The 26127-nt window shown below is 70.9% G+C and carries 18 protein-coding genes; 8 read left to right on the top strand and 10 right to left on the bottom strand.

Annotation, left to right across the window (positions count from 1 at the left end; genetic code table 11):
• Positions 1-24: 24 nt before the first annotated feature.
• Positions 25-2358 (top strand): TonB-dependent receptor, encoded by a 2334-nt coding sequence (locus G4D85_RS18515; RefSeq protein WP_164013750.1) that lies wholly within the window; start codon positions 25-27, stop codon positions 2356-2358.
• 46 nt (positions 2359-2404) lie between these two features.
• Positions 2405-3085, top strand: coding sequence for a Fe2+-dependent dioxygenase (locus G4D85_RS18510; protein WP_164013748.1), 681 nt, complete (start codon positions 2405-2407; stop codon positions 3083-3085).
• Positions 3086-3137: 52 nt separating this feature from the next.
• Here the strand turns inward: G4D85_RS18510 and G4D85_RS18505 are convergent, their stop codons facing one another.
• The 3 genes from G4D85_RS18505 to G4D85_RS18495 all read right to left on the bottom strand — a co-directional run bounded on the left by G4D85_RS18505 (position 3138) and on the right by G4D85_RS18495 (position 8775).
• A complete protein-coding gene (locus G4D85_RS18505) occupies positions 3138-4856 on the bottom strand; it encodes a DEAD/DEAH box helicase (RefSeq protein WP_240359357.1) in 1719 nt (572 codons plus the stop codon).
• 104 nt (positions 4857-4960) lie between these two features.
• The gene (locus G4D85_RS18500) at positions 4961-5800 is read right to left on the bottom strand and encodes a metallophosphoesterase (protein WP_164013744.1); all 840 of its coding nucleotides are present in this window, start codon (positions 5798-5800) and stop codon (positions 4961-4963) included.
• A gap of 224 nt (positions 5801-6024) precedes the next feature.
• Positions 6025-8775 (bottom strand): phospholipase D-like domain-containing protein, encoded by a 2751-nt coding sequence (locus G4D85_RS18495; protein ID WP_164013742.1) that lies wholly within the window; start codon positions 8773-8775, stop codon positions 6025-6027.
• Between the two features lie 141 nt (positions 8776-8916).
• Between G4D85_RS18495 and G4D85_RS18490 the strand changes: the two genes are divergently transcribed.
• Complete coding sequence (locus tag G4D85_RS18490; protein ID WP_164013740.1) at positions 8917-9807, top strand: formylglycine-generating enzyme family protein; 891 nt, start codon at positions 8917-8919, stop codon at positions 9805-9807.
• 91 nt (positions 9808-9898) lie between these two features.
• Here the strand turns inward: G4D85_RS18490 and G4D85_RS18485 are convergent, their stop codons facing one another.
• Genes G4D85_RS18485 through G4D85_RS18460 form a run of 6 tightly spaced genes read right to left on the bottom strand, consistent with a single transcriptional unit; the run spans position 9899 to position 15825 of the window.
• Complete coding sequence (locus G4D85_RS18485) at positions 9899-10909, bottom strand: MlaD family protein (RefSeq protein WP_164013729.1); 1011 nt, start codon at positions 10907-10909, stop codon at positions 9899-9901.
• Entirely contained in the window at positions 10902-11660 is a 759-nt protein-coding gene (locus tag G4D85_RS18480) for an ATP-binding cassette domain-containing protein (protein ID WP_164013727.1), read from the bottom strand. Before G4D85_RS18480 ends, G4D85_RS18485 begins: the two co-directional genes overlap by 8 nt.
• An 8-nt stretch (positions 11661-11668) precedes the next feature.
• The gene (locus G4D85_RS18475) at positions 11669-12415 is read right to left on the bottom strand and encodes an MlaE family ABC transporter permease (protein ID WP_164013725.1); all 747 of its coding nucleotides are present in this window, start codon (positions 12413-12415) and stop codon (positions 11669-11671) included.
• The gene (locus G4D85_RS18470; RefSeq protein ID WP_164013724.1) at positions 12412-13185 is read right to left on the bottom strand and encodes an MlaE family ABC transporter permease; all 774 of its coding nucleotides are present in this window, start codon (positions 13183-13185) and stop codon (positions 12412-12414) included. Before G4D85_RS18470 ends, G4D85_RS18475 begins: the two co-directional genes overlap by 4 nt.
• Complete coding sequence (locus G4D85_RS18465; RefSeq protein WP_164013722.1) at positions 13182-13880, bottom strand: ABC transporter ATP-binding protein; 699 nt, start codon at positions 13878-13880, stop codon at positions 13182-13184. The genes G4D85_RS18470 and G4D85_RS18465 overlap by 4 nt, the downstream gene beginning before the upstream one ends.
• A gap of 1 nt (position 13881) precedes the next feature.
• Entirely contained in the window at positions 13882-15825 is a 1944-nt protein-coding gene (locus G4D85_RS18460) for a putative metal-binding motif-containing protein (protein ID WP_164013720.1), read from the bottom strand.
• Between the two features lie 200 nt (positions 15826-16025).
• On the opposite strand from G4D85_RS18460, the gene G4D85_RS18455 reads away from it, so the two are divergent.
• Genes G4D85_RS18455 through G4D85_RS18445 form a run of 3 tightly spaced genes read left to right on the top strand, consistent with a single transcriptional unit; the run spans position 16026 to position 21789 of the window.
• Positions 16026-17444: a TolC family protein gene (locus G4D85_RS18455; protein ID WP_164013718.1), complete on the top strand. Its 1419-nt coding sequence runs from the start codon at positions 16026-16028 to the stop codon at positions 17442-17444.
• Between the two features lie 5 nt (positions 17445-17449).
• Entirely contained in the window at positions 17450-18664 is a 1215-nt protein-coding gene (locus G4D85_RS18450) for an efflux RND transporter periplasmic adaptor subunit (protein WP_164013716.1), read from the top strand.
• Positions 18661-21789, top strand: a complete 3129-nt coding sequence (locus G4D85_RS18445; protein ID WP_164013714.1) for an efflux RND transporter permease subunit — start codon at positions 18661-18663, stop codon at positions 21787-21789. Before G4D85_RS18450 ends, G4D85_RS18445 begins: the two co-directional genes overlap by 4 nt.
• Positions 21790-21856: 67 nt before the next feature.
• On the opposite strand, the gene G4D85_RS18440 is transcribed toward G4D85_RS18445, so the two are convergent.
• Positions 21857-22927, bottom strand: a complete 1071-nt coding sequence (locus G4D85_RS18440; protein WP_164013712.1) for a right-handed parallel beta-helix repeat-containing protein — start codon at positions 22925-22927, stop codon at positions 21857-21859.
• Between the two features lie 255 nt (positions 22928-23182).
• Between G4D85_RS18440 and G4D85_RS18435 the strand changes: the two genes are divergently transcribed.
• Positions 23183-24610, top strand: coding sequence for a CHAP and LysM peptidoglycan-binding domain-containing protein (locus G4D85_RS18435; protein WP_205525598.1), 1428 nt, complete (start codon positions 23183-23185; stop codon positions 24608-24610).
• Between the two features lie 102 nt (positions 24611-24712).
• On the top strand, positions 24713-26020 hold the full coding sequence (locus tag G4D85_RS18430; protein ID WP_164013710.1) for an amidohydrolase family protein: 1308 nt from the start codon (positions 24713-24715) through the stop codon (positions 26018-26020).
• Positions 26021-26127: the final 107 nt, after the last annotated feature.

The following is a 26127-nucleotide window of genomic DNA, read 5'->3' as shown; positions in this document are numbered from 1 at the left end:
CCGGCCAGGAGCACGAGAGCAGCCATGTCCCCCAAGAATCCCCGTACCCCAGGCATCCGCTCTGCAGTCGGTCACTCCGGAGGCCTGCGCTCCGCGCTGCGTCCCCTGGGACAGGCCGCGGTCGGTCTCGCGTCGGCGCTGGCGGCCAGCGGCGCGGTGGCGCAGGAGCCCGCGAGCACCCCTCCGGCTCCGGCGCCGCAGGTGGTGGAAGGGGCGGAGAACCCCGGTGCGGCCGGCGCCGCGGCTCCCGGAGCGGAGACGGGCACGGCCACGCAGGAGTCGGGACAGGGCGCCGAGGACACCTTCGTGCTGCCCACGGTGAAGGTGGAGGGCGAGGCCGAGCAGGGCTACAAGGCCCGTGAGAGCAGCCTCACGCGGCTGCCTAAGCCGCTGGTCAACACGCCGCAGTCCGTCACCGTCGTCCCCGAGGCGGTGCTCGAGGAGCAGCAGGTGACCACGGTGCGCGAGGCGCTGCGCAACGTCTCCGGCATCACCATGAGCGCGGGCGAGGGCGGCCGCCAGGGTGACGCCTTCATCCTCCGTGGCTTCTCCGCGCAGAACGACATCTCGCGCGACGGTGCCCGCGACCTGGGCTGGTACTCGCGCGACACGTTCAACCTGGAGGGCGTGGAGGCCTACTTCGGTCCGTCCGCCGTCCTCTTCGGGCGCGGCTCCACCGGCGGCGCCATCAACCTCGTCACCAAGAAGCCGAAGAAGACCTCCTTCCAGGAAGTCTCCCTGAGCGGTGGCACCGCCCCCTCCGGCCGCATCGCGGTGGACGTCAACCAGGCGCTCTCCGAGAACCTCCAGGTCCGCCTCAACGGCATGGGGGAGCTGGGCGGCGCCGCGGCTCGCGACGTGGTGAAGGACAACCGCGCTGGCCTCGCGCCGTCGCTGCGCTTCCAGGCGAGCGAGAACACCGCCTTCGAGCTCGACTACCTCTTCCAGCGCGAGGACGGCGTCCCGGACTACGGCGAGCCGTACTTCAACAACTACCCTGTCTCCACGAGCCTCGACGTCCCGCGCGAGTCCTTCTACGGCGTGGAGGACTCGGACGAGACGCGGGTGGATGCCCACGTCGCGAGCGGGCGGCTGCTCCAGCGCTTCGGCGAGAACATCCTCTTCACGAACACGCTGCGCTACGGACGGGTGGACCGCTTCGCCCGCCCCACGGCGCCGCGCGGCCTCACGCCCGCCCCGGCCCCGACGACCATCGGCCGGCAGCGCTTCGAGACCGAGACGGACAACTCGTACCTCGCCAACCTGGCGGACGTGCGGGGCTCGTTCCAGACGGGCTTCCTGAAGCACACCACCAACGCTGGCGTCGAGCTGACGTGGGAGAAGCGGGGCCAGAGCCGCTTCAACCTGAACGCGGTGGGCCTGCCCACCGGGCCCAACCTCCCCGCCGACCTGTTCGACCCGGACCCCCAGCCGGACCTGTCCGGAGTGGAGCGCGTCTTCGGCAACGCCAACGTGGGCGTGCAGCGGACGCTGGGGCTCTACGCGGCGGACCAGATTGAAATCGGAAAGTACGTCGAGGTGCTCGGCTCCATCCGCTACGACGTCTTCAACACGGACTACACCGCGACGGCGGCCTCGGGCGCCAAGACGCGCCTGCAGAACAGCGACAAGCTGTTCAACTGGCGCGCGGGCGTCGTCGTGCACCCGATGGAGAAGACGAGCGTGTACGGAATGTACGGCACGTCCGCCAATCCCTCGGCGGAGGCCGGCTCGCTGTCCGCGGACACGGTGAGCCTGGACCCGGAGAAGAACGCCATCCTCGAGGTCGGCGCGAAGGGCGAGTTCCTCGATGACCGGCTGGGCCTCAGCGGCGCGGTCTTCCGTATCAGCAAGACGGACGCGCGCGTGCCGAACACGGACCCGGAGGGGCCGCCGCAGATTCTGGCCGGTGAGCAGCGCGTCCAGGGCTTCAACGTGGGCGTGGCCGGCACCCTCATGACGGGCTGGCGGATGCTGGCGAACTACACGCTGATGGACTCGGCCATCACCGAGCACACCAACCCGTACCTGGTGGGCCAGCGCCTGCCGAACACCCCGAGGCACAGCATCTCCCTCTGGTCGACGTACCAGGTGCTGGAGAACCTGTCCGTGGGCGGCGGCGCCGTCTACCAGGACGTGACGAGCGTCAGCAACCCGGCTTCGGCGGCCGCGTCGACCAACAAGGTGCCCAACTTCTGGCGCTTCGATGCCTTCGCCAGCTACGAGTGGGGCAAGGCCCAGCTGCAGCTCAACCTCTACAACCTCACGGACGCGCTCTACTATGACCAGTACTATGCCGGTCACGCCGTCCCCGCTGACGGAGTCTCCGCGCTGCTGACCGCGCGCTACCGCTTCTAGCGGAGGGCCTGGCGGCACCAGACACCGTCCCTCAGGAGCACTCTCCATGATGGTCCACATCCCCAACGTCTTGACGGCCGAGCAGGTGGCGCACTGCCGTGCCGTCATGGAGAGGGCCTCCTGGGCGGACGGCCGCGTCACCGCCGGCTACCAGTCCGGGCAGGTGAAGCGGAACCTGCAGCTTCCGGACACCGGGCCGGAAGCGCGCGAGCTGGGGGACGTGGTGCTGGCGGGGCTGGAGCGCAGCGCGCTGTTCGTCTCGGCCGTGCTGCCGCAGCGCGTGTTCCCCCCGCTGTTCAACCGCTACGAGCCGGGCATGACGTTCGGCTCGCACGTGGACAACGCCATCCGTCCGCTGACGGGGACGGCCGTGCGCCTGCGCACGGACGTCTCGGCCACGCTGTTCCTCTCCGAGCCGGACAGCTACGACGGCGGCGAACTGGTGGTGGAGGACACCTTCGGCAGCCATGCGGTGAAGCTGCCGGCGGGGGACCTCATCATCTACCCGGCGACGAGCCTGCACCACGTGACGCCGGTGACGCGTGGCGTGCGGCTGGCGTCGTTCTTCTGGGTGCAGAGCCTGGTGCGGGACGTGTCGAAGCGCGCGCTGCTCTTCGACATGGACACGTCCATCACCCAGCTCAACCGGGAGGTGCCCAGGAGCCCCGCCCTGGTCATGCTGACGGGCGTGTACCACAACCTCCTGAGGCAGTGGGCGGAGCCCTGAGCCCCGTCCCCTGACGCGCCCCCGGCGTCACGCACCGGGGGCGGCCGTCGTCTCAGCCCTTGTCCTTGCGGACGATGACCTTCTTGCCGCGCAGGGTGGTCTCCTTCAGCGCGGCGATGATGCGGTTGGCGTCCGGCTCCGGCACCTCCACGAGGGAGAAGCTGTCGCCAATCTGGATGGCGCCGATGCGCGATGAGTCGAGCCCCGCCTCACCGGCGATGGCGCCCACCAGGTCCGCCGGCCGCATGCCCATGCGCCGGCCGGCGCCAATCCACAGGCGGGTGATGTCCCACGTCGGAGGGCCTCCGCGCGGCTTCCGGGGCCCCCGGTCCGGGCCTCCGGGGCCGGGCCGGGCGCCGGGAGCTCCGGGCCTGGCGGGGCGGTCCTGGGGCGGGGAGACGGTGGGGATTTCCTCCTCCTTGCCCTCGCGGCCCTCGTCCTGGGCGTCCTGGAGCAGCTTCACGGCGGCGGCGGCGATGTCCATGGCGTCGAACTCGGAGGCCAGGTCCTCCACCACGCTGCGCAGCGGGTCCAGCTCTCCGGCCACCAGGGCCTCGCGCAGGGAGGAGCGGAGCATCTCCTTCCGCTTCTCGCGCAGGTCCGCCACGGTGGGGACGGTGGACACCTCGATGCGCTGGCCGGTGACGCGCTCGATGTTGCGCAGCAGCCGGTGCTCACGCGGCTCCACCAGGGTAATCGCCACACCCTCGCGGCCGGCGCGGCCCGTGCGGCCGATGCGGTGGACGTAGGCCTCGGGCGCGTTGGGCACGTCGAAGTTCACCACGTGCGACAGCCGGGGGATGTCGAGCCCGCGCGCCGCGACGTCCGTGGCCACGAGCAGGTCCGTGCCCTGCGACTTGAGCTGCTTGATGACCCTGTCGCGCTGCTCCTGCGTCATGCCGCCGTGCAGGGCATGGGCGCGCCAGCCGCGACCGTTGAGGGACACGGTGAGGTCGTCCACCTCGGTGCGGGTGCGGCAGAAGATGATGGCGGCGGTGGGCGACTCCACGTCGAGCAGCCGGCCCAGGGTGGCAATCTTGAAGGCGCGGGGGACGACGTAGGCCGTCTGGCGGACGCGGGGAATCTCCCCCTGCTCCACCTTCTCGCGGGCAATCTTCACGCGCACGGGCTGGCGCAGGTGGCGCTCGGCGATGGCGGCGATGCGCGGGGGCAGGGTGGCGGAGAAGAGGGCGGTCTGCCGGTCCTCGGGCGTCCCGGAGAGGATGGCCTCCAGGTCGTCGGCGAAGCCCATGTCGAGCATCTCGTCGGCCTCGTCCAGGACGACGGTGCGCACGTCGTCGAGCTGGAGCGTGCCCCGGCGCAGGTGGTCCAGCGCGCGGCCCGGGGTGGCGACAACGACGTCCACGCCGCGCTTGAGCACGCGGAGCTGCTGGCCGATGACCTGCCCGCCGTAGAGGGGCAGCACGCTGACGCCGAGCTTCTGGCCGTAGCGGTGGATGGCCTCGGACACCTGCATGGCCAGCTCGCGCGTGGGGACGAGCACCAGCGCGGCGGTGGTGTTCGGGCGGCTCTTGCCCGCCGTCAGGTGCTGGAGGAGGGGCAGGGCGAAGGCGGCGGTCTTGCCGGTGCCCGTCGCGGCGATGCCGAGCAGGTCCTTGCCGGCGAGGAGCGGCGGGAGGGCCGCGGCCTGGATGGGCGTGGGCTCCTCGTAGCCGAGCGCACTGAGCGCCTCGACGAGCGCGGGCTTGAGGCCCAGGGAGTCGAAGGTGGGGTTGACGGGGGCTTCGGGGGGAGGCGGAGAGGCTTTCACAGGCCGGCTTGTACCACTGGCACCTCCCGAATGGCCGCGAAGAATGTCCGTTCTGTCCCACACCCGAAAACAGCCCGTCCTGGAGGGCGTCCCGGGGGAGGCGGTCAGTCCCGCCCGGTCAGGAACGTTTCGTGGAACGACTCGCCCTTGAAGTGGAAGACGCCATAGGCGCCATCCCCCTGTCCCACGCTGCCGAGGCAGCGCACCTCGGTCGTCTTCCCGGAGGGGTGCTGGATGGAGGTGCGATAGGCCTTGTGCAGGTGGCCGCAGAGCACGAGCCGGGGCTGGAGCGCGTCCACGAGCAGCCGCGCGTACTCGTTGCCCACGGTGTCGTGGCTCGGGCTCCGGCGCTGTCCCTCGAAGTCGGCGGCATCTCTCGGGTCGATGATGCCGGAGGGCCAGTCGTGGAGCAGCAGCACGTCCGCATGCCCCAGCTCCAGGGCCTGCTCGACGTCGCGCTCGTTGAAGTACGTGAAGTCCTTGTTGGAGACGGAGCCCAGCGCGGAGAGGGGCGGGCGCTGTGCGCGGAAGCGCTCCTCGCTGTGGATGCCGGACAGGCCCACCACGCGCAGGCCGTGCAGGTCCACGACGCCGACGCGGCCGAGGTAGTGACAGTTTCGGACCAGCTCGAAGCCCTCGGGGTGGGTGTCGAGATAGCCGTAGGGCTCGTGGTTTCCGCCGATGAAGTAGACCTGCCAGGGGAAGCCCCGCCGGGCCTTGTCATAGGCCGAGAAGTCGCCGAGGTGCCGGTACTTCGCCGGGGCGGCCATGGTGGCGAGGTCGGCCTCGTCGCGGTGCGGCTCGAAGTCGCCGACCTGGAGGACGAAGTCGAACTGCCGGTGGCGGACCTCCGCCTGGTGCCGCAGGTCGTTCACCATCCGGTTCATGTTTCCGTGGACGTCCCCCACGGCGGCGAAGACGACTTCGTTGGGGGAGGCGGACATGGGTGGCTCCTGAGCCAGGGCCCGAGGTTACAGGAGGCTTCTGGGGCCGGGCGCGGGCAGGGACGGAGGGTGGGAGTCGGGACTGACCGGAGCCGGGACCGGTGGGCCTTCCGCGTTGACGGGCAGGGGAGGGAGCGTGCGTGAGAGGTCCGCGTCGAAGTCCTCTCCGCGGCGCCGGGTTCGAGGGGCGGTGATTGCATTCACCGTGCCTGCTGGATGGAGGCTCAGCCGACCAGCGAAGGCCAGTTGCGGCCGACCCATGCTCGTTGCTCGGCCTCGGCGCGCCACTGGCTGTCCTCACGGTCGATTCTGTGTGAGCGGGCGAGCAGCGGCTCCAGCGCCGCGAGCATGCGGTCGGCGAAGGGCGCGTCATGCACGACGAGCAGGGCCTCGCTCTCCCAGTAGGCGGCGGTGACGTCCAGGTTGGCGCTGCCCACGGCGACGGCCTTCGTGTCGCAGACCAGGAGCTTGGCGTGCACATGGGGGAAGACCCGCTCCAGCTCGGGCTCCCATCCGGGGGCGGGCGGCATCGCGAACTCGTAGGCGATTCCGCCCGCGTCAATCACCGCGTCCAGACGGCTGCGGACGTACCGGTCCGCGACCTCTCGCAGCGTTCCACCAGGGAAGTGCTGCTGCTGACCGAAGTGGGGGCGGACGCTTCCGAAGAGGACCTCGACGCGCACTCCGCGATGAAGGGCGGCGACCAGCGCGTTCTGCAATTCGAGGAGCAGCGGGAAGGTGTTCACCAGGACCAGGCGCGACTTCGCATGGCGGATGAGCGCGAGCTGCGTGTCCAGCGTGTGCGTGTCCGCGAGCCCCTCGTGCAACACGAGCCGCGCCGACATGGATCCAGTCGGAAGCGCGGAGGGTACCGGGTAGGCCGCTCCGCCCGCGCGGCTCCACTCGACGAGGAACGCGCGTTCCAGCTCTGAGACCAGCGGGCCGGAGAGGCGCGCGCCACAGTCCAGCCAGGGGACCTCGCGGTAGTTCGAGGTCCGGGTGAGGGTGACCTCGTCGAAGCCCGTGTAGTAGGGCGCGCCCATGTTGCGTCCGGTGACGAAGGCCAGCTCTGTGTCGATGAGGATGAGCTTCCGGTGGTTGCGCTGCTTCAGTTCCTGGAGATTCGGCACCCCGGACAGCGGCGCGATGGCGCGCACCTCGACGTTGGGAGTCTCGGCCAGGTGGACGAGCACCGGATTCATCGCGCCGAAGGAGTCGTGCCCGCTGTAGAGCGCATCGGCGAGCAGGCGCACGCGTATGCCTCTCTCCGCTGCCTGCTTCAGGGCTTCCGCGAAGCGGGCTGTCACCGCGTCGTCCTCGATGATGTAGCACTGCCAGTGGACGGTGCTCTGGGCGCCCTGGATGGCGGAAATCACTGACTCCCGCCCTCGTGCGTTGTCGAACTCGAAGTCGATGGCGTTGCCTCCGACGCACTGGCTGCCCCCGGCGAGCGCCAGTTCACGGGAGAACGGCTCCTGCTCGTCCGGCACGGAGAGGGGCTCCGGCGCGTGCCCCTCCTGAAGGAACAGCAGCTCGCTCGGAGTCAGCGTGCGGAGGAACGGGTGGACGGGCTTGTGCTCGTCGCGGGTGACCACCGCGGAGATGGAGGCGCCGGCAATGCAAAGGCGGACGGCCACCCTCAGCAGGCGCTGGGCATCGACCTGGCGCGGGACATCATCGGCGCGGGCGTCGTCGAGCCAGGCGCTGGCGTCGATGAGGAGCGGTGGGCCGAGGCCTGGAAGGAGCTTGCACAGGCGCTCCCGGTGCGTGTCGAGCGGCTCGGTGTCGCGCAGTCGGACGAAGACGGGATGGCACGTGTCGCCCATGGCCGTCAGCGCGTCCTGGAGCTGCGGCAGGGCAAGGTGGCTGTCGATGAGCAGCAACGGACGCTCGGGAGCGAGCACGTGGCAGGGGACGAGCTCCCTCGTAGCCGAGTCGCAGGCGAAGGCGAGGGGACGGGTATGGCCTGCACGGATATGGGTGAACCAGGACGCTGGCAGGGCCGCGGTGCCGCCCTGGTGCTGGGCGCCTCCCAGGGGCACGCCTCCCTCGAAGACCGTCAGGATGCCCGGTGGCGGCACCGCGACATTGGAGAGGAGTCCGACCCGCTCGACGGCGAATCGGGGCTCCAGTCCTGGTAGGAGCAGCGAGTCGGAAACGGCGTAATGCTCCTCGAACATCGGGGTGGTCGGGAGCGTGCGCGGCAACAGCAGCGTGGGGACGTGCGCGTCCTGCATCGCCCTGGCGCCAAAGAGGCCGAGCATGAGCGCATGCATGTCATCGACCGCATCCGTGGGAGCAATCAGGAGGTCGACTCCACAGCGTTGCGCGGCCGCTTCGAAGGCCTCCGCCCGGCCCCAGACTCCCTGGGTGAGGGCTTCAATGCGCAACGTCTCGGAGATGCCCAGCGCACGGGCGAGGGCCTGGAGCCCACTGGCTTTCTCTGGCTCCTCGGGCGTGGTGAGCGCGATGAGCTCGGCGGGGAGGGCACGCTTCCTGAGGAAGTCCGCCGAGGAGCCGAGCCCCCTGCCATCAGGAGCCACGGCGATGGCAAGACGGGCGGTAGGGGAGGGTGTACGGGGACTGTGCGCACCGACCGAGAGCACATGCAGCCGCTCGCGGATGGCGAGCGCCAGGATGGCGGCAATCCGGGCCCGTGGCGAGGTGGCGAGCAGCGGGCCTACGACGACGAGCTCGGAGCCGTGCTGCCGGGCCGTCGTGGCGACGGCGTCGGTATCAAGGTGGTCTTCGAGCTGGTGGCCGACACTGGTCCCCACGTGCCAGTGGCGCACACCGTCCCAGAGTCTATCGAGGGCGGTGAGGCTCAGCGGGCGTGGCGCTTCGAGGTCCCGGCGCTCGGGCGACAGGGCATAGAGGTGCACGCTGTCGGGCGCTGGGGCGAGCTGCCGTGCCGCGGTCAGCACCTGCTCCGGGTCCGTGCTGGCATCAAAGAGGATGAGCAGGCGTCGGAACATGGCGGTCGGGGCGGTACCTCAGTCCTTCCAGAGAATCTTCCACTATCACTTCCTCACATATCAGCGCGCTGAACACTGTCTCATCAGGGCGACCAGTCGGTGGTCCTTGATGGGGACGGCCGTCAGCTGCCTGTAGCAAGGGTGCTCCGGAATCTGCTGAAACACACGAGGAGAGGCATGAGGATGATAAAATTGTTGAAGGTAGGCTGTGCGGTGGCTGCGGTCTCCGCGGCGGCGCCGGCAGTGGCGGTCACGACCGCTCAGGCGGAGCCGCTCACCGAACGGCGTTGCAGAGGGAACAGCCCAGCCGACATCATGGTCAGAGTGGGCCCGCTCTGCGTGGATAAGTACGAAGCTTCAGTCTGGTCCAACCCCAACGGTACAGGCACTCAGTATGCCCAGGGGTCTCCCCGCTTTCCCGCAACCTTCCCCGTGAATGGCAACTGGACGGAAAAGTTGTATGCCGTGTCCAAGAAGGGCGCGTACCCGACAGTGTTCCTGACCTGGTTTCAGGCCCAACAGGCGTGTGCGCTGTCAGGGAAGAGGCTGCTTACGAACGCCGAATGGCAGATGGCCGCCGCCGGGACGCCGGACCCCGGTCTCGCCGGTGACGGACTGACGACCTGTAACACAAACACGACGGGTCCGCGCCCTGCGGGGGCCTCGGCCAACTGCGTCTCCAATTGGGGCGTCAACGATATGGTCGGAAACGTCAAGGAGTGGGTTGCGGACTGGATTCAGGGACCTGGGAGCAGCTCCGGCAGAGTCGTCAACGACTGGATACCTGGGGCCTTCGCCGTCGCGACGCCGACCTACGGGAAGGATTCGATCATGGGGATCAATGATGCCTTCCACGGGGAATCGCCACAGACCGGAGGGGTGGGTGACGACACTACCGTCGATGGCCTTCCGTCAGCCATCGCCCGTGGCGGCATATGGACGTCCCGTGAAGGCGGCGGGGTCTTCATGCTGTTCGCGGAGCACACCCCCTCGTCCCTGAACAACGCCACCGGGTTCCGATGCGCTCGCTAGTGTGACCGGCGGGCCAGACGCCACTGCGCGCCGGCCCGCTTCCAACTTGTTCTCAGGCAACCGACAGGGGTTGAGGCGCGGGCCTGGTGACTCAGTCCTTCCAGAGAATCTTCCACGGATGCTTGCGCAGGTCCGTCACCAGCGTGCGCAGTTCGTTGTACAGCGTGGGGTCCTGGAGCACGGCCCCGGCCGTGCCCTCTCCACCTTCAATCTTCGCCAGCACCCGGTCCGCCCGCGCGGCAATCCCTTCCAGTTGCCCCGCCGCGTTCGTGAAGCGCTCCAGCGCCACCTTCACGCGTTGCCCGTCCTCCGGCCCCAGCGACCCCGTCACCGCCGCCAGTCCATCCAGCGTCGTCCCCGCGGACTTCGTCAGCCCAGGCAGCTCGCTGCGCATCACCGCCGCCGTGGCCGCCGCGTCATCCAGTAGCCGCGCCCCCTTGCCTCCGGGTTGGAACGACTCGCGCGCGAAGGCCGCGAGTTGACGCAGGTCCTTCGACGCCGCAGAGAGCTCCGAGGCCAGCACCTTCACGTCGCCCTCGTTCTCCGTCAGCATCCGGTCCAGCGTCTTCGTCAGCCGCGACACGTTCGACGCAAGCTCCGTCACCGCCTCCGGGTCCTTCTCCAGCATCGCGGACAGGATCTCCACGAAGCGCGACAGTTGCTCCGCCAGTAGGTCCAACCGGGGCGCATCCGTCCCACGCACTGCCTCGCCCGCGCCCAGTGGCTTCTCCGCCGCGCCAGGGTTCAGCTCCAGGTACGGCTCACCCAGCAGACCCACCGTTGCCACCGTCACCCGCGCATCCGTGCGCAGCGCTCCCAGCGACTCCGGAGACACCGCCAGCTCCATGCGCACCGGCATCGGCCGCCCCTGTGAATCGCGTCGCTCCGGCATCAGTCGAATCGCCTGTACGCGACCCACCTGCACGCCGCCGAGCTTCACCGGCGCCCCCTCCACCACGTTGCCCGTGTGGCCGAAGTCCACCGCCAACCCCGCGTCGGAGCCCAGCGTCAGCTCGCCCATCAGCCACAGCAGCGCGAGCACGCCCACCACCGTCGCCAGCACCAGGGCGCCCACCTTCAGCTCCAACCGTCGCTCATCCATCCGTCGCGCCCTCCATGAACGGCGCCGTCAGCACCCGAAGCTCGGGCGCGGCGGACTCCAGGAACCCGGCCGGCGGGCCCAGGTAGGCACACCGTCCTCCCGCCACCACCAGCACCCGGTCCGCCAGCCCCTTCAACTGCCGGTAGTCGTGCGTCACCACCAACCCGCCCAGCCCTCGCGCCTTCAGTGACGCCAGCACTTCCTCCACCTGCGACGCCGCCCTCCGGTCCAGCCCCGTCGTGGGCTCGTCCAGCAACAGGTAGCGTGGCTTCAGCACCAGCGCTCGCGCAATCGCCGCGCGCTTCTTCGCTCCGGGCCCCAGCTCCGGCGGTAGCCGGTCCGCCCACTCCTGCAACCCTACCTGGGCAAGCGCCGCTTCCACCGCCTCGGTCGGCGCCTTCGGGTCCGCCAGCTGCACATTCTCCCGCAGCGTCCGCCAGTCCAGCAGCGCCGGGCCCTGCACCAGGTACGGAGCGCTCCGCCTCAGTCGCACCAGCTCCCGCTCGGGCTGCGTGTCCACACGCGCACCCCACAGCTCCACCTGGCCCGCGTCCGGCCGCAGCAGCCCCACCGCCATCCGGCACAGCACGCTCTTCCCCGAGCCACTCGCGCCCGCGATGAACGTCAGCTCCCGCGTGGACACCTCCGCCGTCAGCCCTTGCAGCACCTGCCGCCCCGTTTCGAACGCGACGCGCACGTCCGTGAAGCGCAGGGCGTCGTTGGCGGAAGCAGGGGAGGGGCTCACCGTCATGCTCGGGCTCACAGGCGCAGCAACTGGAAGGCGAGGGACACCGTGAAGTCGATCAACAGGCACCCCAGGCTCGCGGCCACCACTCCGGCCGTGGTGGCTTCTCCCACCGCCTCGGCCCCGCCTCGTGCCTTCAGGCCCGCCACCGCCGCCGCCAGGGGAATGTACAGCCCGCAGCCCACCGCCTTCAGCCCCGCCGCGAGCAAATCCCAGCCGTCCACATAGCGCGGGTCCATGAAGGCCCGTCCGTCCACGCCGAAGGCGTACCCCGCCACCGCCACCGCGGACAGCGTCGCGGCCACCGTGCCCAGCACGCTCAGCAGCGGCACGCCGAGCACTCCCGCCACCACCCTGGGCGCCACCAGGTCCGCGTACGGGTCTCCGGCGGACATCTCCAGCGCCTCCACCTGCTCGTTGACGCTCATGGTGGACAGCTCCGCGGCGTGGCTCGCGCCCGCGCGGGACGCCGTCAGCATCGCGGACATCACCGGGCCCAGCTCGCGGATGAGCAGCTCGAAGTATGCCGGCCCCAGCACCGCCACGTTGCCCACGAAGCGCGTGGCCTGGCTGTTGGCGATGGTCACCAACACCGCGCCGAAGAAGGCCATGCCGGACATCACCAGCCAGACGCTGCGCCCGCCCAGTTCGTGCAATTGCGCCAGCGACTCGCGCCAGGGCACTCCGTCCCGCAGCGAGGCCCGCACCGTGCGCGCCAGCATCACCGCCGGTGCTCCGAAGAAGGACAGCACCGCGCTCATGCCATCCACCCCGCGAGCAGCGCGGTGAGCAGGAAGTCCAGCACGAAGATGGCCGCGCATCCTCGCACCACTGCGCTCGCCGCGGCCTGTCCCACGGCCCTCGCTCCGCCTCGCGCGGACAGGCCCACCGCCGTGGACAACAGGGCGATGGCCAGCCCGAAGGCGCCCGTCTTCACCACGCCTCCCAGGATGTCCAGCGGGCTCAGCATGTCCGCGAACGTCCCGTAGAACACTCGCAGGGGCAGCCCCAGCGTGAGGAGCGCCGCCACTGACTCGAAGAGGATGGCCACCAGGAACGTGAAGGTGCTCAGCGCGAGCATGCTCAGCTCCATCGCCACCACCCTCGGCGCCACGAGGATGGCGAACGGGTCCAGCCCGATTCCACGCAGGCCTTCAATCTGCCCGCCCACCTGCATGGTGGCCAGCTCCGCCGCGTTCCTCGCGCCGATGCGCGCGGACATGATGAGCCCCAGCAGCAGCGGCCCGAACTCCCACAGCACGCCGTACCCCGAGGCCCACCCCAGGAAGGCGCGCGCCCCGAAGCGCTGGATGTAGAGCCCCGCCTGCAACACCACGATGACGCCCGCCAGCGCCGCCGTGGCCAGCGCCAGTGGCAGCGAGTCATGGCCGAACTGCACCAGCGCCCGCGCCAGCTCGCGCCGCTCCAGCCTCGGCAGCGCCAGCACCGTGCGTCCCGCCACCAGCCCCAATGCGCCCGCGCCGCGCACGACGTCGAGGCCCATGCGCCCCAACCACGCGAGCATCCTCATGCCAGCACCTCGTCCGGCGCGTGCTCCAGCTCGGGTGCGGGAGGCCCGTCATGCACCAGCTTCCCGCCGCGCAGGTACAGCCAGCGGGGCAGGGGAAGGTCCACCGGAGCCTCCGGTGCCGCCACCAGCAGCGTGCCGCCCGCGGACACTTGCAGCAGCACCCGCGCCACCTGCCGCGCCGTGCCCGGATCCAACCCCGCGAACGGGTCATCCGCCAGCAGCACCGAGGGCCGCGCCGCCAGCGCTCGCGCCAGCCCCGCGCGCTTCTTCATTCCTCCCGACAGCCGCTCCGGCATCGTGTCCGCCGCGTCCGCCAGCCCCACCGCGCGAAGGACTTCCTCCGCCCGCGCCCGGGCCTCGGCCTCCGGCACGCGGCGGCGCGTCAGCGGCAGCAGCACGTTGTCGCGCACGGTGAGCGAGTCGAAGAGGGCGTCCGTCTGGAACACCATGCCGAAGGACGCCTGACGCGTCCGGCGCTCGGTGGCGGACAGTCGCGCCGCCTCCTGTCCGTCCCACAGCACGCGTCCTTCCGCCGGCACCACCAGCCCCGCCAGCGCCTTCAGCAGCGTCGTCTTCCCCGCGCCCGAGCGCCCGAGCACCAGCGCCTGGGTCCCCGGTGGCAGCGCGCAGCTCACGCCTGCCAGCACCGTGCGCGCTCCGTACCGCACCGTGAGGCCGTCGGCGCGCAGGTCCATGTCAGGGTTGCCAGCGGACGAGCGTGCCCGTGAAGCCGACGCCCCAGAGGTCGCCCGGACCGGTGGCCTCCAGCGCGTTGAGCGTGCCCGGGGCCTCCGCGACGCTGCTCCAGGTCGTGCCATTGAAGAAGTGGATTTCGTTGGGGCCGGAGCCCACCGCGTAGAGTGCGGTGCGTCCGAAGGCCAGTAGCGCGCGCACGTTCACCGCGCCGCTGCCAGCCACGGTGAGCTGAGGCTTCACGGTCCACGCTCCGCCCGAGCGCTCCATCAGCAGTCCGCCATCGCCCGCCGCGTACGCAAGCCGCGGCGTCAGCACCCGCACCGCTCGCAGGTACCCCGTGGTCCCCGTGCTCCCGAGGTTCTCCTTGGGCCAGGTGCCTCCACTCGCGGGCGCACTCCAGGCGGAAGGAACGGTCGTTCCATTCTCCTGGCCCACCACGAGCAAGGTCTCCGGGCTCAGGCCGTGGATGGCGCGCAGGTTGGCGGCCAGCTGGGTGACGAGCACCGGGGCGGCCTGGGGCTGGGCGCCCTCGACATACTCCCAGCGGATGATGCGGCCCTGACTGTCCACCGCGAAGAGGCGCACGGTGGTGCCGTCCTCGAAGCCCACCAGGCCGTTGATGCTGCTGGTGGCGACGCCCGCCACCTCCGCACAGGTATCGAGCGCCGCCGGCAGCACCGTGGCCAGCCGCCCCGCGCCGGAGCCGAGGAACACGCGCCCGTTGCTCGCCACCCATGCGGCCTTCCAGTTGCCGGGGCAGGTCATCACCGGCAGCTGGATGTCTCCATTCACGTGGGTGACCAGCCCTCCTTCGCCCGCGAGCCAGCCCCGGTTGCCGCCGTACGGAGCCACCGCGTTCCAGGTCGCCGCCCCGCCCACGGTCGTCTCCGTCCACTCCGTCGTGGCGCAGTCGGCGAGGTCCTCGTCCACCTGCTCGTCACAGTCGTTGTCCAGCCGGTCGCACACCTCGGTGGCGACGTTGGACGCGTAGCGCGAGCTCTCGTCGCAGTCCGAGCGCGTGGTGGTGGCGCTCTGCTCGGGCTCCGTGCACCACAGTCCCGCCGCCGCGCCCGCGCTGCCATCCCCATCCGCGTCCACGTACCACTCCACGGGCTGCTGGGCGCTGACGCACGTGACGGCGGAGACGCCCTGGCATGTGTTCACCCCCGGACACGCCTGCGCCGTCATGCACGTGGCGCCCACCGCGAAGGCGTCATCGTCCACCACGCCGTCACAGTCGTCGTCCTCGCCATCGCAGCGGGACTCCTGCTGTCCGGGACGGATGGTGGCGTCGTTGTCATCGCAGTCTCCGCCCTGCGTGGCGGTGCTGGCGGGCGGGACGCACGAGGGAATGGGCTCGACGCTCGAGTCCCCGTACCCATCCGCGTCCCGGTCCGGGTAGTAGTTCCGGGCGCCGGGTGCGTCGCCCTCGCCATTGCGGCAGTTGTTGTCGATGCCGTCGCACTGCTCGGTGGCCAGCGGGTTGACGGCCGGGTTCGCGTCGTCGCAGTCGGTGCCGGGGCGCGGGCCCTCGGCGGTGATGAAGGTGTCGTCGTCCAGGTCCTCGGCGCGCAGGGCCAGGCCCACCTCGGTGACTCCCACCACCGGCACCTGGGCGTCCGCGGACTGCTCCGCCACCAGCGCCCCGTTGCAGGAGCGCTCGTGCGCGGTGGCCGTCAGCCGCAGGTTCCGGCTCCAGCCTTCTCGGCCCAGGATGGCCACCGTCCGCGTGTCACTGCGGACGCCGGGCACCACCTGCACCTGCGTCGAGTCCGTGCGGGACGGCGCGTCCTGATCCACCACCGTCAGCGTCAGGCACTGGGGTTGGAACGTCGCATAGGAGATGGACACTCGCAGTGCGCCCGCGGCCGGAGGAGACTCCTCCTTCGGACAGCCCGACGCGAAAACCGCCACCAGAAGCGTACCCAGCAGGAATAAACGCATCGCCTGTGCATTCCCGGGCGCACTCGGGCGCCCGCCATCATGACGCAGTGAGGTCAAGAACCCGGAGACCTTGAACAGACCCCATAGTCCGCCGCGCTGGCCACCGTCCAGACGCGCGAATGGCGATAGCCCCCCTCCGTCACCTCCGTTATATGGCGCGCCGAATCACTCTCCCTGGCTCGAGTCCTCTCCGCCCGCCCATGCCCACCCCCCGTCCCGTCCTCGCCGCGCCCCTGTGTGCCTGGCTCGCCCTGACCGCGCCCCAGGCCCTGGCGCAGGACGCCGGAGCCAGCGGGGCCACTCCCGAGGCTCCCGCACCCGGCGTGATGCCGACGGCACCTGCCGTACCCCCCGCCCCGGGGAGCAGCACCCCCGCCGAGGCGGCCCCGCTGACGCTGGAGCGCGCCGTGTCCCTGGCCGCCGAGCGCAACGAGGCCGCGCTGGCGGCCCAGCTGCGTGCCGAGGCCGCCTCGGCCCGCGTGGCCCGGGCCCGCTCCTTCTTCTTCCCGGAGCTGTCTGCGACGGGCACCTACACGCGGCGCTCCAACCAGTCGACGCGGGAGGTGGGGGGCCAGCAGGTGGTCCTCCAGCGGTTCAACGCCTTCGGCGCCAACATCGTGGCGCGCGTCGCCCTCTTCGACGCCCGGGGCTTCCCCCTGTACCGGGCCGCGCGGCTGGAGGGTGAGGCCTCCGGGCTGGACGCGGTGGAGGCCCGCCGCCAGGTGTCCTTCGAGGCCGCCAACGCCTTCCTCGTCTCGCTGGCGGACCAGCAGGTCTTCCAGGCCGCCGGCCACCGCCTCGCCTATGCCCGCCAGGCGCTCGAGGACGCCCGGGCGCGCGCCCAGGCCGGCCTGGCGAGCACCAACGACGTGACGCGCGCGGAGCTGGAGGTCGCCAGCGCCGAGGTGCAGCTCACCAGCGCCCGCAACACCGCGCAGACGAGCCGCCTGGAGCTGGGCTACCTGCTGGTGGAGCCCGTGGAGGGCGCCCTGGCCCCGCCGGCCACGCTGCTGACGGACGCCTCCCGGCCACTCAACGTGTACGAGGCGCTGGTCCAGGGCGCGGCGGATCGGCGCCCGGACATCCTCTCCTCGCGGCTGCGGGTGGAGTCGCTGGAGGCCAACGCGCTGGAGCCGCTGGCCCGGCTGCTGCCCTCGCTCGGCGCGTCGTACACCTACCGGCTCACCAACGAGGCCGGCCTCACCGGCCGCACCGGGGACGGCTTCTTCACCGTGGACCTCTCCTGGAGCCTCTTCGACGGCGGCGAGCGCTACGCGGAGCGCCGCGAGCGCGTGGCGCTGGCCCGGGCCGCGAAGCTGGAGGAGCAGGCGGGCACGCGCCGCGTGGACGTGGACATCCAGCGGGCACGGGTGGGGTTGGAGAACGCGCAGGCCGCGCTCTCGCAGAGCGAGCTGGCGGTGCGCGCGGCACGACAGAACGCGGAGGAGCAGGGGATTCTCTACCGCCAGGGCCTCTCCACGGCGCTGACGGTGGCGGACGCCACCGTGAGCCTGTTCGAGGCCGAGGTGGCCCAGGCGCAGAGCCGCTACGCGCTGGGCGTGGCGCTGCTGGGACTCAGGGCGGCTGTGGGACTCGATCCGCTGGGGAAGGAACCGTGAAGGTGATGCGACACGCAGGAACGCTGACCCTGGCTGTGGCAGTGCTGGCCCTGGGAGCCGGTTGCAAGAAGGACGCGGAGGCGCCGAAGGGCGGCCCGGGCACCGCGGCGGCTTCCCCGGGCGGGCGCCCGGGAGGCGGCGCTGGAGGCCGAGGGCCCATCCAGTTCCCCGTCGAGGTCGCGCCCGTGGAATCGCGGGACGTGGAGTACGTGGTGAGCGCGGTGGGCTCCGTGGAGGCCTTCGAGCGCGTGCAGATCACCGCGCGCGTGCCGGGCGCCGTGGAGCGCGTGCTCTTCGCGGAGGGGCAGGTGGTGAAGAAGGGCGACACCCTCGCGGAGATCGAGCCCGCGCGCTACGCCATCGCCGTGCGCTCCGCGGAGGCCGCGCTGGCCAAGGCCAAGGCCACCCTGGAGGAGGCCCAGGCGGGCGCCCAGCGCCGCGCCGCCGTCAACGAGGCCAGCCCCGGCCTGCTGCCGGCCGAGCAGCTGGAGACGTACCAGACGCGCGCGCGCACCGCGGAGGCCGAGGTCGCCTCGGCGAAGGCGATGCTGGACCAGGCGCAGCTCAACCAGCGGGACGCCTATGTGCGCGCCCCCATGGACGGAGTGCTGCAGACGCGCACCGTGCAGACGGGCCAGTACGTGCAGCCGGGGCTCGTCATGGCCACGCTGGTGCGCCGCGAGCCGCTGCTGCTGCGCTTCACCGTGCCGGAGGCGGACGTGGCGCGCATCCAGCCCGGCATGCCGGCGCGCTTCACGGTGCGCACGGGCAGCGGCAGGTTCACCGCGAAGATCACCCACGTGGCGGCGGCAGCGGACGATGCCAGCCGCATGGTGCCGGTGACGGCCGAGGTGTCCGGCGACGAGGCGAAGGCGCTCCGCCCGGGAATCTTCGCCACGGTGTCGGTGCCGGTGGCGACGCGGGGCGGCAGTCCGGTGATTCCCCAGACGGCGGTGCGCCCCAGCGAGCGTGGCTTCCTCGCCTTCGTGGTGGAGGGCGACAAGGCCCGCGAGCGCGTGCTGGAGCTGGGCATGCGCACGGCGGACGGCCTGGTGGAGGTGCTCGACGGCCTGAAGGCCGGAGAGGTCCTGGTGGTGCGCGGCGCCGAGGCGCTGCGTGACGGGGCCGGGGTGCGCGTGGCGGCGGGCCCCAAGCCCAGCCTCCAAGGCGAGCCGGGTCCGCGGCCTGAAGGTTCCAACGGCGGAGGTGCTCGCAGATGAGCCTCACGGAAGCCTGTATCAGGAAGCCCGTCTTCGCCTGGATGATCATGGCGGCCACCATCGTCTTCGGACTGGTGGCGGCGCAGCGCATCGGCATCAGCCAGTTCCCCGACGTCGACTTCCCCACCATCAACATCTCCGTCAGCTGGGAGGGCGCCAACCCGGAAGCGGTGGAGAGCGACCTCATCGAGCCGATTGAAGAGGCCGTGACGCAGGTGGAGGGCGTCAAGAGCATCACCTCCAACGCGCGCCAGGGCGGCGCCAGCATCACCGTGGAGCTGGACCTGTCGCGCAACGTGGACCTCGCGCTGCAGGACGTGCAGACGCGGGTGAGCCAGGCGCAGCGCTCGCTGCCGCGCGACATCGACCCGCCCGTGGTCTCCAAGACGAACCCGGAGGACCAGCCCATCATGTGGGCCGGCGTGTCCGGGCCCTTCTCCCAGCAGGCGGTGAGCGATTTCGCCCGCTACCGGGTGAAGGAGCGCCTGCAGACGGTGCCGGGCGTGGGCGAGGTGCAGCTGGGCGGCTCGCTGGAGCGCAACGTGCGCATCTGGGTGGACTCGCAGAAGCTGGATGCGCGCGGGCTCACCGTCACGGACGTCATCGCCGCGCTCCAGCGCGAGCACGTGGAGCTGCCCGCCGGCCGCATCGAGACGGAGGGCCGCGAGGTCAACGTGCGCGTCATGGGCGAGGCGCTCGATTTGGAGACGCTGCGCGGCCTGGTGGTGCGCGAGCAGGACGGGCAGGCGGTGCACCTGCGCGACGTGGCGCTGGTGGAGGACGGCTTCGAGGACATCCGCCGGATGACGCGCGTCAACGGCCAGCCGGCGCAGGGGCTGGGCATCCGGAAGCAGCGCGGCGCCAACGCGGTGGCCGTGGCCCAGGCCGTGCGCGCGGAGCTGGCGCAGATCCAGAAGGACGCGCCCGAGGGCATGGAGGTGGGCGTCCGCTTCGACTCGACGAAGTTCATCGAGGAGAGCGTCCATGAAATCGAGTTCGAGCTGCTGCTGGCCTGCATCCTCACCGCGTTCGTGTGCTGGGTGTTCCTCGGCTCGCTGTCGAGCACGATGAACGTGGTGCTCGCCATCCCCATGTCGCTGCTGGGGACGGTGGCCGTCATCTACTTCCTGGGCTTCACGCTCAACACCTTCACCCTGCTGGGACTGGCGCTGGCGGTGGGCATCGTGGTGGACGACGCCATCATGGTGCTGGAGAACATCTTCCGGCACGCGGAGGAGGGGAAGGACCGGGTGCGCGCCGCGCGCGAGGGCACCGCGGAGATCACCTTCGCCGCGCTGGCGGCCACGCTGGCGGTGGTGGCCATCTTCCTGCCCGTCGTCTTCATGAAGGGCATCATCGGCAAGTTCTTCCTCCAGTTCGGCGTGACGCTGTGCGTGGCGGTGCTGCTGTCCTACGTGGAGGCGATTACGCTGGCGCCGGCGCGCTGCGCGCAGCTGCTCAAGACGTCGCGCGAGGGCCGCAGCAAGGTGGGCGTGTGGGTGGACCGGGCCTTCTCGAAGCTGGAGCGCGTGTACGAGCGGGCGCTGGGCTGGGGCCTGAAGCGCCCCTGGTGGGTGCTGGCCTCGGCGGTGGTGCTCCTGGGCCTCAGTGTGTTCGCCTTCCGCGCGCTGCCGGGCGAGTTCGTGCCCTCGCAGGACCAGAGCCGGCTGACGGTGCGCCTGCAGACGGCGGTGGGCAGCAGCCTGGAGGAGACCAATCAAATCTTCCAGAAGGCGGAGGCCATCGCCAGCTCGCGGCCGGAGGTGCAAAGCGTCTTCGCAGTCGTGGGCGGAGGCGGCGGCAACTCCAGCGTCAACGCGGGCATGATGATGCTCACGTTGACGCCGCCGGACCAGCGCATGCCGCAGTCGGAGCTGCAGCAGCTCTTCCGCAAGGAGCTCAACAGCATTCCCGGCCTGCGCGCGGTGGTGCAGGACATGTCGCAGGCGGGCTTCACCGCGCAGCGCGGCTTCCCCGTGGAGTTCAGCGTGCGCGGCTCGGACTGGGACCAGCTGGTGTCGGCCAGCCAGGAGATGCGCGAGAAGCTCCAGGCCACCGGCAAGGTGGTGGACGTGGACACCGACTACCAGCTGGGCATGCCGGAGCTGCGTATTACGCCGGACCGGGCGCGCGCGGCGGACCTGGGCGTGCCCATGGAGGCGGTGGCGTCCTCCATCAACGCGCTGGTGGGCGGCGTGCGGGTGGGCAAGTACAGCACGGGCGGCCGGCGCATCGACGTGCGGCTGCGCCTGCTGGCCGGGCAGCGCTCGCGGCCCGAGGACCTGTCGCTGCTCAAGGTGCGCACCTCCAGCGGCGCGCTCGTGCCGCTGTCCTCGCTGGTGACGCAGGAGGAGCGCCCGGCGCTGCAGGCGATTACCCGGAGAGACCGTGAGCGCGCCATCAGCGTCTTCGCCAACGTGGCGCCGGGCTCCAATCAGGAGGAGGCGCTGGCCACGGTGGACCAGCTCTCCAAGGACATGCCGGGCGGGGTGCGAGTGGTGCCAGGCGGCGCGAGCGTGGCCTTCCGCGACTCGATGAGCAGCCTGTTCTTCGCGCTCTTCCTCGGGATTGGCGTGGCGTACATGGTGCTGGGCGCGCAGTTCAACTCGTTCCTGCACCCCGTCACGGTGCTCACGATTCTTCCGCTGTCGGTGGCGGGCGCGGCCTTCGCGCTGCTGGCCACGGGCAGCACGCTGAACATCTTCAGCATGATTGGCCTGCTGCTGCTGATGGGCATCGTGAAGAAGAACTCCATCATCCTGGTGGACTACGCGCTCCAGGAGCGCGAGCGCGGGGCGGATGCAATCCAGGCCATGCTGCGCGCGGGCCCGGTGCGGCTGCGGCCCATCCTGATGACGTCCACCGCGACGATGATGGCGGCGGTGCCGGCGGCGCTGGCGCTGGGGGCGGGCTCGGAGACGCGCGCGCCCATGTCCATCGCCGTGCTGGGCGGCCTGTCCGTATCCACGGTGCTCAGCCTCGTGGTGGTGCCCGCCTTCTACGTGGTGGCGGACCGCATGAAGACGCGGCTGGGGACGATGATGGGCAAGAAGCCGGACGACGAAGCCAGGCCGCCCGCGCACCCGCCTCGCACCGACGAGGCCCGGCCCGCCACGCACGGCTGACGCGGAACGGAGCTTCCGTTCCACCGCGCCGCCAGCGCCCCCGCGACTTCCAGCGGGTGGGGGTACTTCAGGGCGTCACGAGCCCCAGGCCCTCGAAGGAGACGTCGCCCAGGCACTCCGCGTGCTTCAGCGGGGAGTCGGGGTGGAGGCGGAAGTCGCCCGCGTCGGGGTCCCTGAAGAGCGGATCCACCTCGACGTTGCCGTTCTCGCCCAGGACGACCCGGGACGGGACGGCATGGGTCTCCACGACGGAGCTCTCGTTCAGCAGGAAGACGTTGCAGCGGATGTCGCCCGTCTGGACGTACATATGGGCGAGGCCCACGGACGAGCCAGCAATGACATTGCGCTGGATGTCGACGTAGCCCGCCTGCACGCCGATGCCGAGCGCGGTGTTCTTCCAGAAGACGTTCCCTTCCACGCGCCCCGTGTCCTGGAGGTAGCTGAACGCGAGCGCATGCTCGTTCCTCCAGAACAGGTTGTCGCGCACGTCCGCGAGCGCGTGGAAGTAGAGCCGCACGGCGGTGCCGTTGTCCTCGAAGATGTTGTTCGTCACGAGCGCGGACGTCTGCGCGTCATGCCCGTCCGCGTAGATGGCCGAGGCGTACCAGTTGCCGCCGCACCAGCGGTACAGGTCGTTCGTCATCGTGCACCACGTGTCGGAGCCCACGTTCCGGAAGGTGAAGCCGGAGATCTCCACGTCGCTCGCGCCCGAGTAGTCGATGAGGTTGCGGGGCTCGCCCTGGCCGTCCCAGAGGGTGATGGGGGCGCCCGCGCCGAGCAGCCGGATGCCGCTCTTGAGGACGACGTGCTCGGAGTAGACGCCCGGCGCGACGTACACCGTGTCCCCGGCCTGGGCGGCGTCGATGGCCCCCTGGATGGTGGCGTAGTGCTTGGGCACGACAATCGTGCGCGGCGCGCGGGGCTCGGGGAGCGGGGGCACGGGCTGCCCGGCCACGGGGGGCGGGGGCAGGCTCTCACTGGAGGCCGGGGGCGGGCTCTCATCGACTGCCGGGAACGGCGTGTCGGGTGTTTCGAGCGCCGCGTCCTCGGCGTCGAGGGACTCATTGCCAGCGGGGCTTCCGCAGGCGGCGAGGCAGAGCGTGAGCAGTGTGAGTGAGCCAGGGTGCTTCCAGGACATGTTTCCCCCTCCATCTGGAGTCATGAGACAGCCGGCCCCTGCGCCACGAAGTGTTACTTCAAGTCGGAGAGGATTGGCTCCTCGAAGATCTGAGGTGTTGTGTCCGTGGAAGTGTCAGAGCTCTGAGGGGAGGGGCCCCAGGCGGGCCGCCCGGGCGGGCCCATTTAATTCGGCTTAATTCACCCGCCTCCTTCGGGCATCCGACAATTCAGGCGTACCCGGCACGCTCTACAGAGACGCACGAGGGGGAACACCATGGGGAACACCATCCAGCCGAATCAGGGTATCGACGCCGCGCGCATCGCCGCCGAGCTGGCCGCCCGCCAGGCCGAGGAGGCCGCCAGACGCGAGGCCCTGAAGCGCGCCACGGAGCAGGCGGCGCCTCCCAAGGGGTCCGGCAAGCCCCAGGGCCCCCAGGATGGCTTCACCGCGGATGCCACCCGCACGCCGGTGGCGCTCGATGGCGCGTCGGGCACGGCGCCGGCGACCAACCTCCTCACGGAGAACATCCGCGACGGGCAGCGCAACTGCCTGGACGCGGCGGGCGACTACCTGGCGATGCTGCCCCCGTCGCAGCAAGGCCGCGCGGAGCTGCTCCTGCTGGACGATGGCCGTGCGGGCACCGCGGGGCATGCCCTCATCCGCCAGGGGGACTCCCTCTATGACCCGCTCTCGGGCCAGCGCTACGACAGCCTGGAGGCCTTCAACGCCAGCACCGGGAGTGACTACCGCCTCGCCGCGACGGTGAATGGCCGGGACGCCCTGAAGATCCTGAGCGCGCCGCCCGGCTCGCCCGAGCGTCAGGCCGCCATCGACCGGGCGAAAATCCCGGACAGCGCCGCGAAGCTGCTCGTGGCGCAGGACACCTCGGGCACGCCCACCCCGACGCCCATCCCCACCGTGACGCCCACGGAGACGGCCACTCCGCCCGAGACCTACACCGTAGTGGCGGATGACAACGTCACCGTCATCGCCGCGAAGCTGGGCGTGAGCGTCCAGGCCCTTCGCGAGGCCAACCCCGACGTCGGCGGGCTGCATGGCGTCCGGGGCGAGTACATCCACCCGGGGGACATCCTCATCGTCCCGCCGCCGCCTCCTCCTCCGCTCGACGCCGCACCCGAGGGCTCCGCCGACCTGACCGCGTCGGAGGGCATGGTGGATGCCGCCGACACGAACCTGGCGACCTATGGCGAGGGCGAGACCGAGGAGACTCGCTACAACGGCCGGTGCCTGGAGTTCGTGGCCGCCACGACCAGCCAGGCGAACGGCGTCGTCGACCCCATCCTGAGCCAGGGCAACGCCGACGCCGCGCTCTACGAGGCGCAGCGCCAGGGCCGCCTCTACTCGGACTTCTCGCAGATGCCGGCGGGCGCCATCGTGTTCTGGGATGCCACCGGGGCGAATGGCGACCAGGGCCACGTGGCCATCTTCACGGGGCGTTTCGCCGAGAACGGCGACCCCATCATGGTGACCACCACCGGCTTCGGCGAGGACGCCGACGGCAACCCCATCGTGAGCGGCGTGCAGGAGATGACGCTGTCGGAGCTCAACGGCTACGAGACGGTGAGCGCTTCGGGGTGGATGATGCCACACGGCGCCGAGACGGAAACGCCCACTGCCACGGCCACTCCCACGGAAACGCCCACGGCCACTCCCACGGAAACGCTCACGGCCGAGGGCTGAGTGGGACGGCGGTGGGCGGCAGGGCCCTGAGCAGAATGGCCCTGGCCGTCGCACCCCTCCGGGCTACGCTGCGCCTCGTTCCTGGCTCCCACCGGAGGCGTCGTGAAGCGGCTTGCCCGTGTGTTGTCCCTGCTCACCTTCGTTGTCGCCGCGCCTGTCGCCGCCCAGCCAGCCGCTCCCACCACGGCGCCCCGCCGCGTGGCCGTACGTGCCGCTCGGATGCTCGACGTGAAGAGCGGGAAGTACGTGAGTCAGCCGGTCATCCTCATCGAGGGTGACCGCATCGTGAAGGTGGGCTCCGGGCTGCCAGTCCCCGAGGGCACGGAGGTGGTGGACCTGGGGACGGCCACGGTGCTGCCGGGGCTCATCGACTGCCACACGCACCTGATGGCCCGGGAGGCGGAGACGCCGAACGCCTACGCGCTGACCCTGCTCACCAAGTCCCAGGCCACCCGTGCGCTGGAGGGCGCGGCCAATGCACGGGCCACCTTGCGCGCCGGCTTCACCACCGTGCGCGACGTGGAGAACGAGGGCAGCGGCTTCGCGGACGTGGCCCTGCGCGACGCCATCCGCCAGGGGCTGGTGGAAGGGCCTCGCATGCTGGTGGCCACGAAGGGCATTGCCGCGGTGGGCGCGTACCACCCGTTCGGCACCTCGCCCGAGGTGAAGGACCTGCCCACCGGTGCGCAGCTCGTGAGCGGGGTGGAGGAGGCCCGCCGCGCCGCGCGCGAGCAGCTGGGGCAGGGCGCGGATCTGCTGAAGATCTACGCGGACTGGGCCCAGCCCACGCTCACGGTGGACGAACTGCGCGTCATCATCGACGAGGCGCACAAGGCGAAGCGCAAGGCGGCCGTTCACGCCAACACCCCCGAGGCCATCCGCAATGCGCTCACGGCGGGGGCGGACTCCATCGAGCACGGCCACGACGCGGACCGGGCGGCGCTGGAGCTCATCCGGCAGAAGGGGGCCTTCCTGGTGCCCACCCTCGGCATCCTCGAGGCCATGGTGCAGCGTGCGCCCGACGAGGCCGCGCGCCGCCGCTTCGAGGAGCGGCTGGGCGGTGCACGGAAGATGGTGGCGCTGGCCCACCAGCTCGGCGTGAAGCTCGCCAGCGGCTTCGACGCGAGCACGGCGTGGCAGCAGGGCCGCAATGCCATGGAGCTGGTGGCCCTCCACCGCGCGGGCCTGCCGTCCATCGAGGCCATCCGCTCGGGCACGTCGCGGGCGTCGGAGCTGCTGGGGCTCCAGCAGCATTCAGGCACGCTGGAGCCGGGGCGCTACGGAGACCTGGTGGCCGTCTCCGGAGATCCGCTGGCGGACGTCACCGAGCTCCAGCGCGTCCGGTTCGTCATGAAGGGCGGCGTGGTGGTCCTCGATGAGCTGACCCAGGCGGCTCCGCCAGCGAAGTAGGCATGCCACTCGCTTTTTCGTCAAAAGCAGGCGGCTCCGAGGGGACAGGGGCGGGCGTCCTGACGGGCACCCGTCCCTGGGCTCGCGGCGGGAGGTGCCGTCTTCGC

It is taken from the genome of Pyxidicoccus trucidator (genome assembly GCF_010894435.1).
Lineage (GTDB): Bacteria > Myxococcota > Myxococcia > Myxococcales > Myxococcaceae > Myxococcus > Myxococcus trucidator.
This window is presented reverse-complemented; position numbering and strand designations above follow the sequence as displayed.

What these genes read in the sequence shown, in the direction of transcription:
- G4D85_RS18435 (WP_205525598.1), top strand. Translation starts at nt 23,183, where the DNA reads ATGGGGAACACCATCCAGCCGAATCAGGGTATCGACGCCGCGCGCATC.
- G4D85_RS18465 (WP_164013722.1), bottom strand. Translation starts at nt 13,880, where the DNA reads ATGGACCTGCGCGCCGACGGCCTCACGGTGCGGTACGGAGCGCGCACG.
- G4D85_RS18460 (WP_164013720.1), bottom strand. Translation starts at nt 15,825, where the DNA reads ATGCGTTTATTCCTGCTGGGTACGCTTCTGGTGGCGGTTTTCGCGTCG.
- G4D85_RS18450 (WP_164013716.1), top strand. Translation starts at nt 17,450, where the DNA reads ATGCGACACGCAGGAACGCTGACCCTGGCTGTGGCAGTGCTGGCCCTG.
- G4D85_RS18480 (WP_164013727.1), bottom strand. Translation starts at nt 11,660, where the DNA reads ATGACGGTGAGCCCCTCCCCTGCTTCCGCCAACGACGCCCTGCGCTTC.
- G4D85_RS18500 (WP_164013744.1), bottom strand. Translation starts at nt 5,800, where the DNA reads ATGTCCGCCTCCCCCAACGAAGTCGTCTTCGCCGCCGTGGGGGACGTC.
- G4D85_RS18475 (WP_164013725.1), bottom strand. Translation starts at nt 12,415, where the DNA reads ATGAGCGCGGTGCTGTCCTTCTTCGGAGCACCGGCGGTGATGCTGGCG.
- G4D85_RS18510 (WP_164013748.1), top strand. Translation starts at nt 2,405, where the DNA reads ATGATGGTCCACATCCCCAACGTCTTGACGGCCGAGCAGGTGGCGCAC.
- G4D85_RS18440 (WP_164013712.1), bottom strand. Translation starts at nt 22,927, where the DNA reads ATGTCCTGGAAGCACCCTGGCTCACTCACACTGCTCACGCTCTGCCTC.
- G4D85_RS18445 (WP_164013714.1), top strand. Translation starts at nt 18,661, where the DNA reads ATGAGCCTCACGGAAGCCTGTATCAGGAAGCCCGTCTTCGCCTGGATG.
- G4D85_RS18470 (WP_164013724.1), bottom strand. Translation starts at nt 13,185, where the DNA reads ATGAGGATGCTCGCGTGGTTGGGGCGCATGGGCCTCGACGTCGTGCGC.
- G4D85_RS18495 (WP_164013742.1), bottom strand. Translation starts at nt 8,775, where the DNA reads ATGTTCCGACGCCTGCTCATCCTCTTTGATGCCAGCACGGACCCGGAG.
- G4D85_RS18455 (WP_164013718.1), top strand. Translation starts at nt 16,026, where the DNA reads ATGCCCACCCCCCGTCCCGTCCTCGCCGCGCCCCTGTGTGCCTGGCTC.
- G4D85_RS18515 (WP_164013750.1), top strand. Translation starts at nt 25, where the DNA reads ATGTCCCCCAAGAATCCCCGTACCCCAGGCATCCGCTCTGCAGTCGGT.
- G4D85_RS18485 (WP_164013729.1), bottom strand. Translation starts at nt 10,909, where the DNA reads ATGGATGAGCGACGGTTGGAGCTGAAGGTGGGCGCCCTGGTGCTGGCG.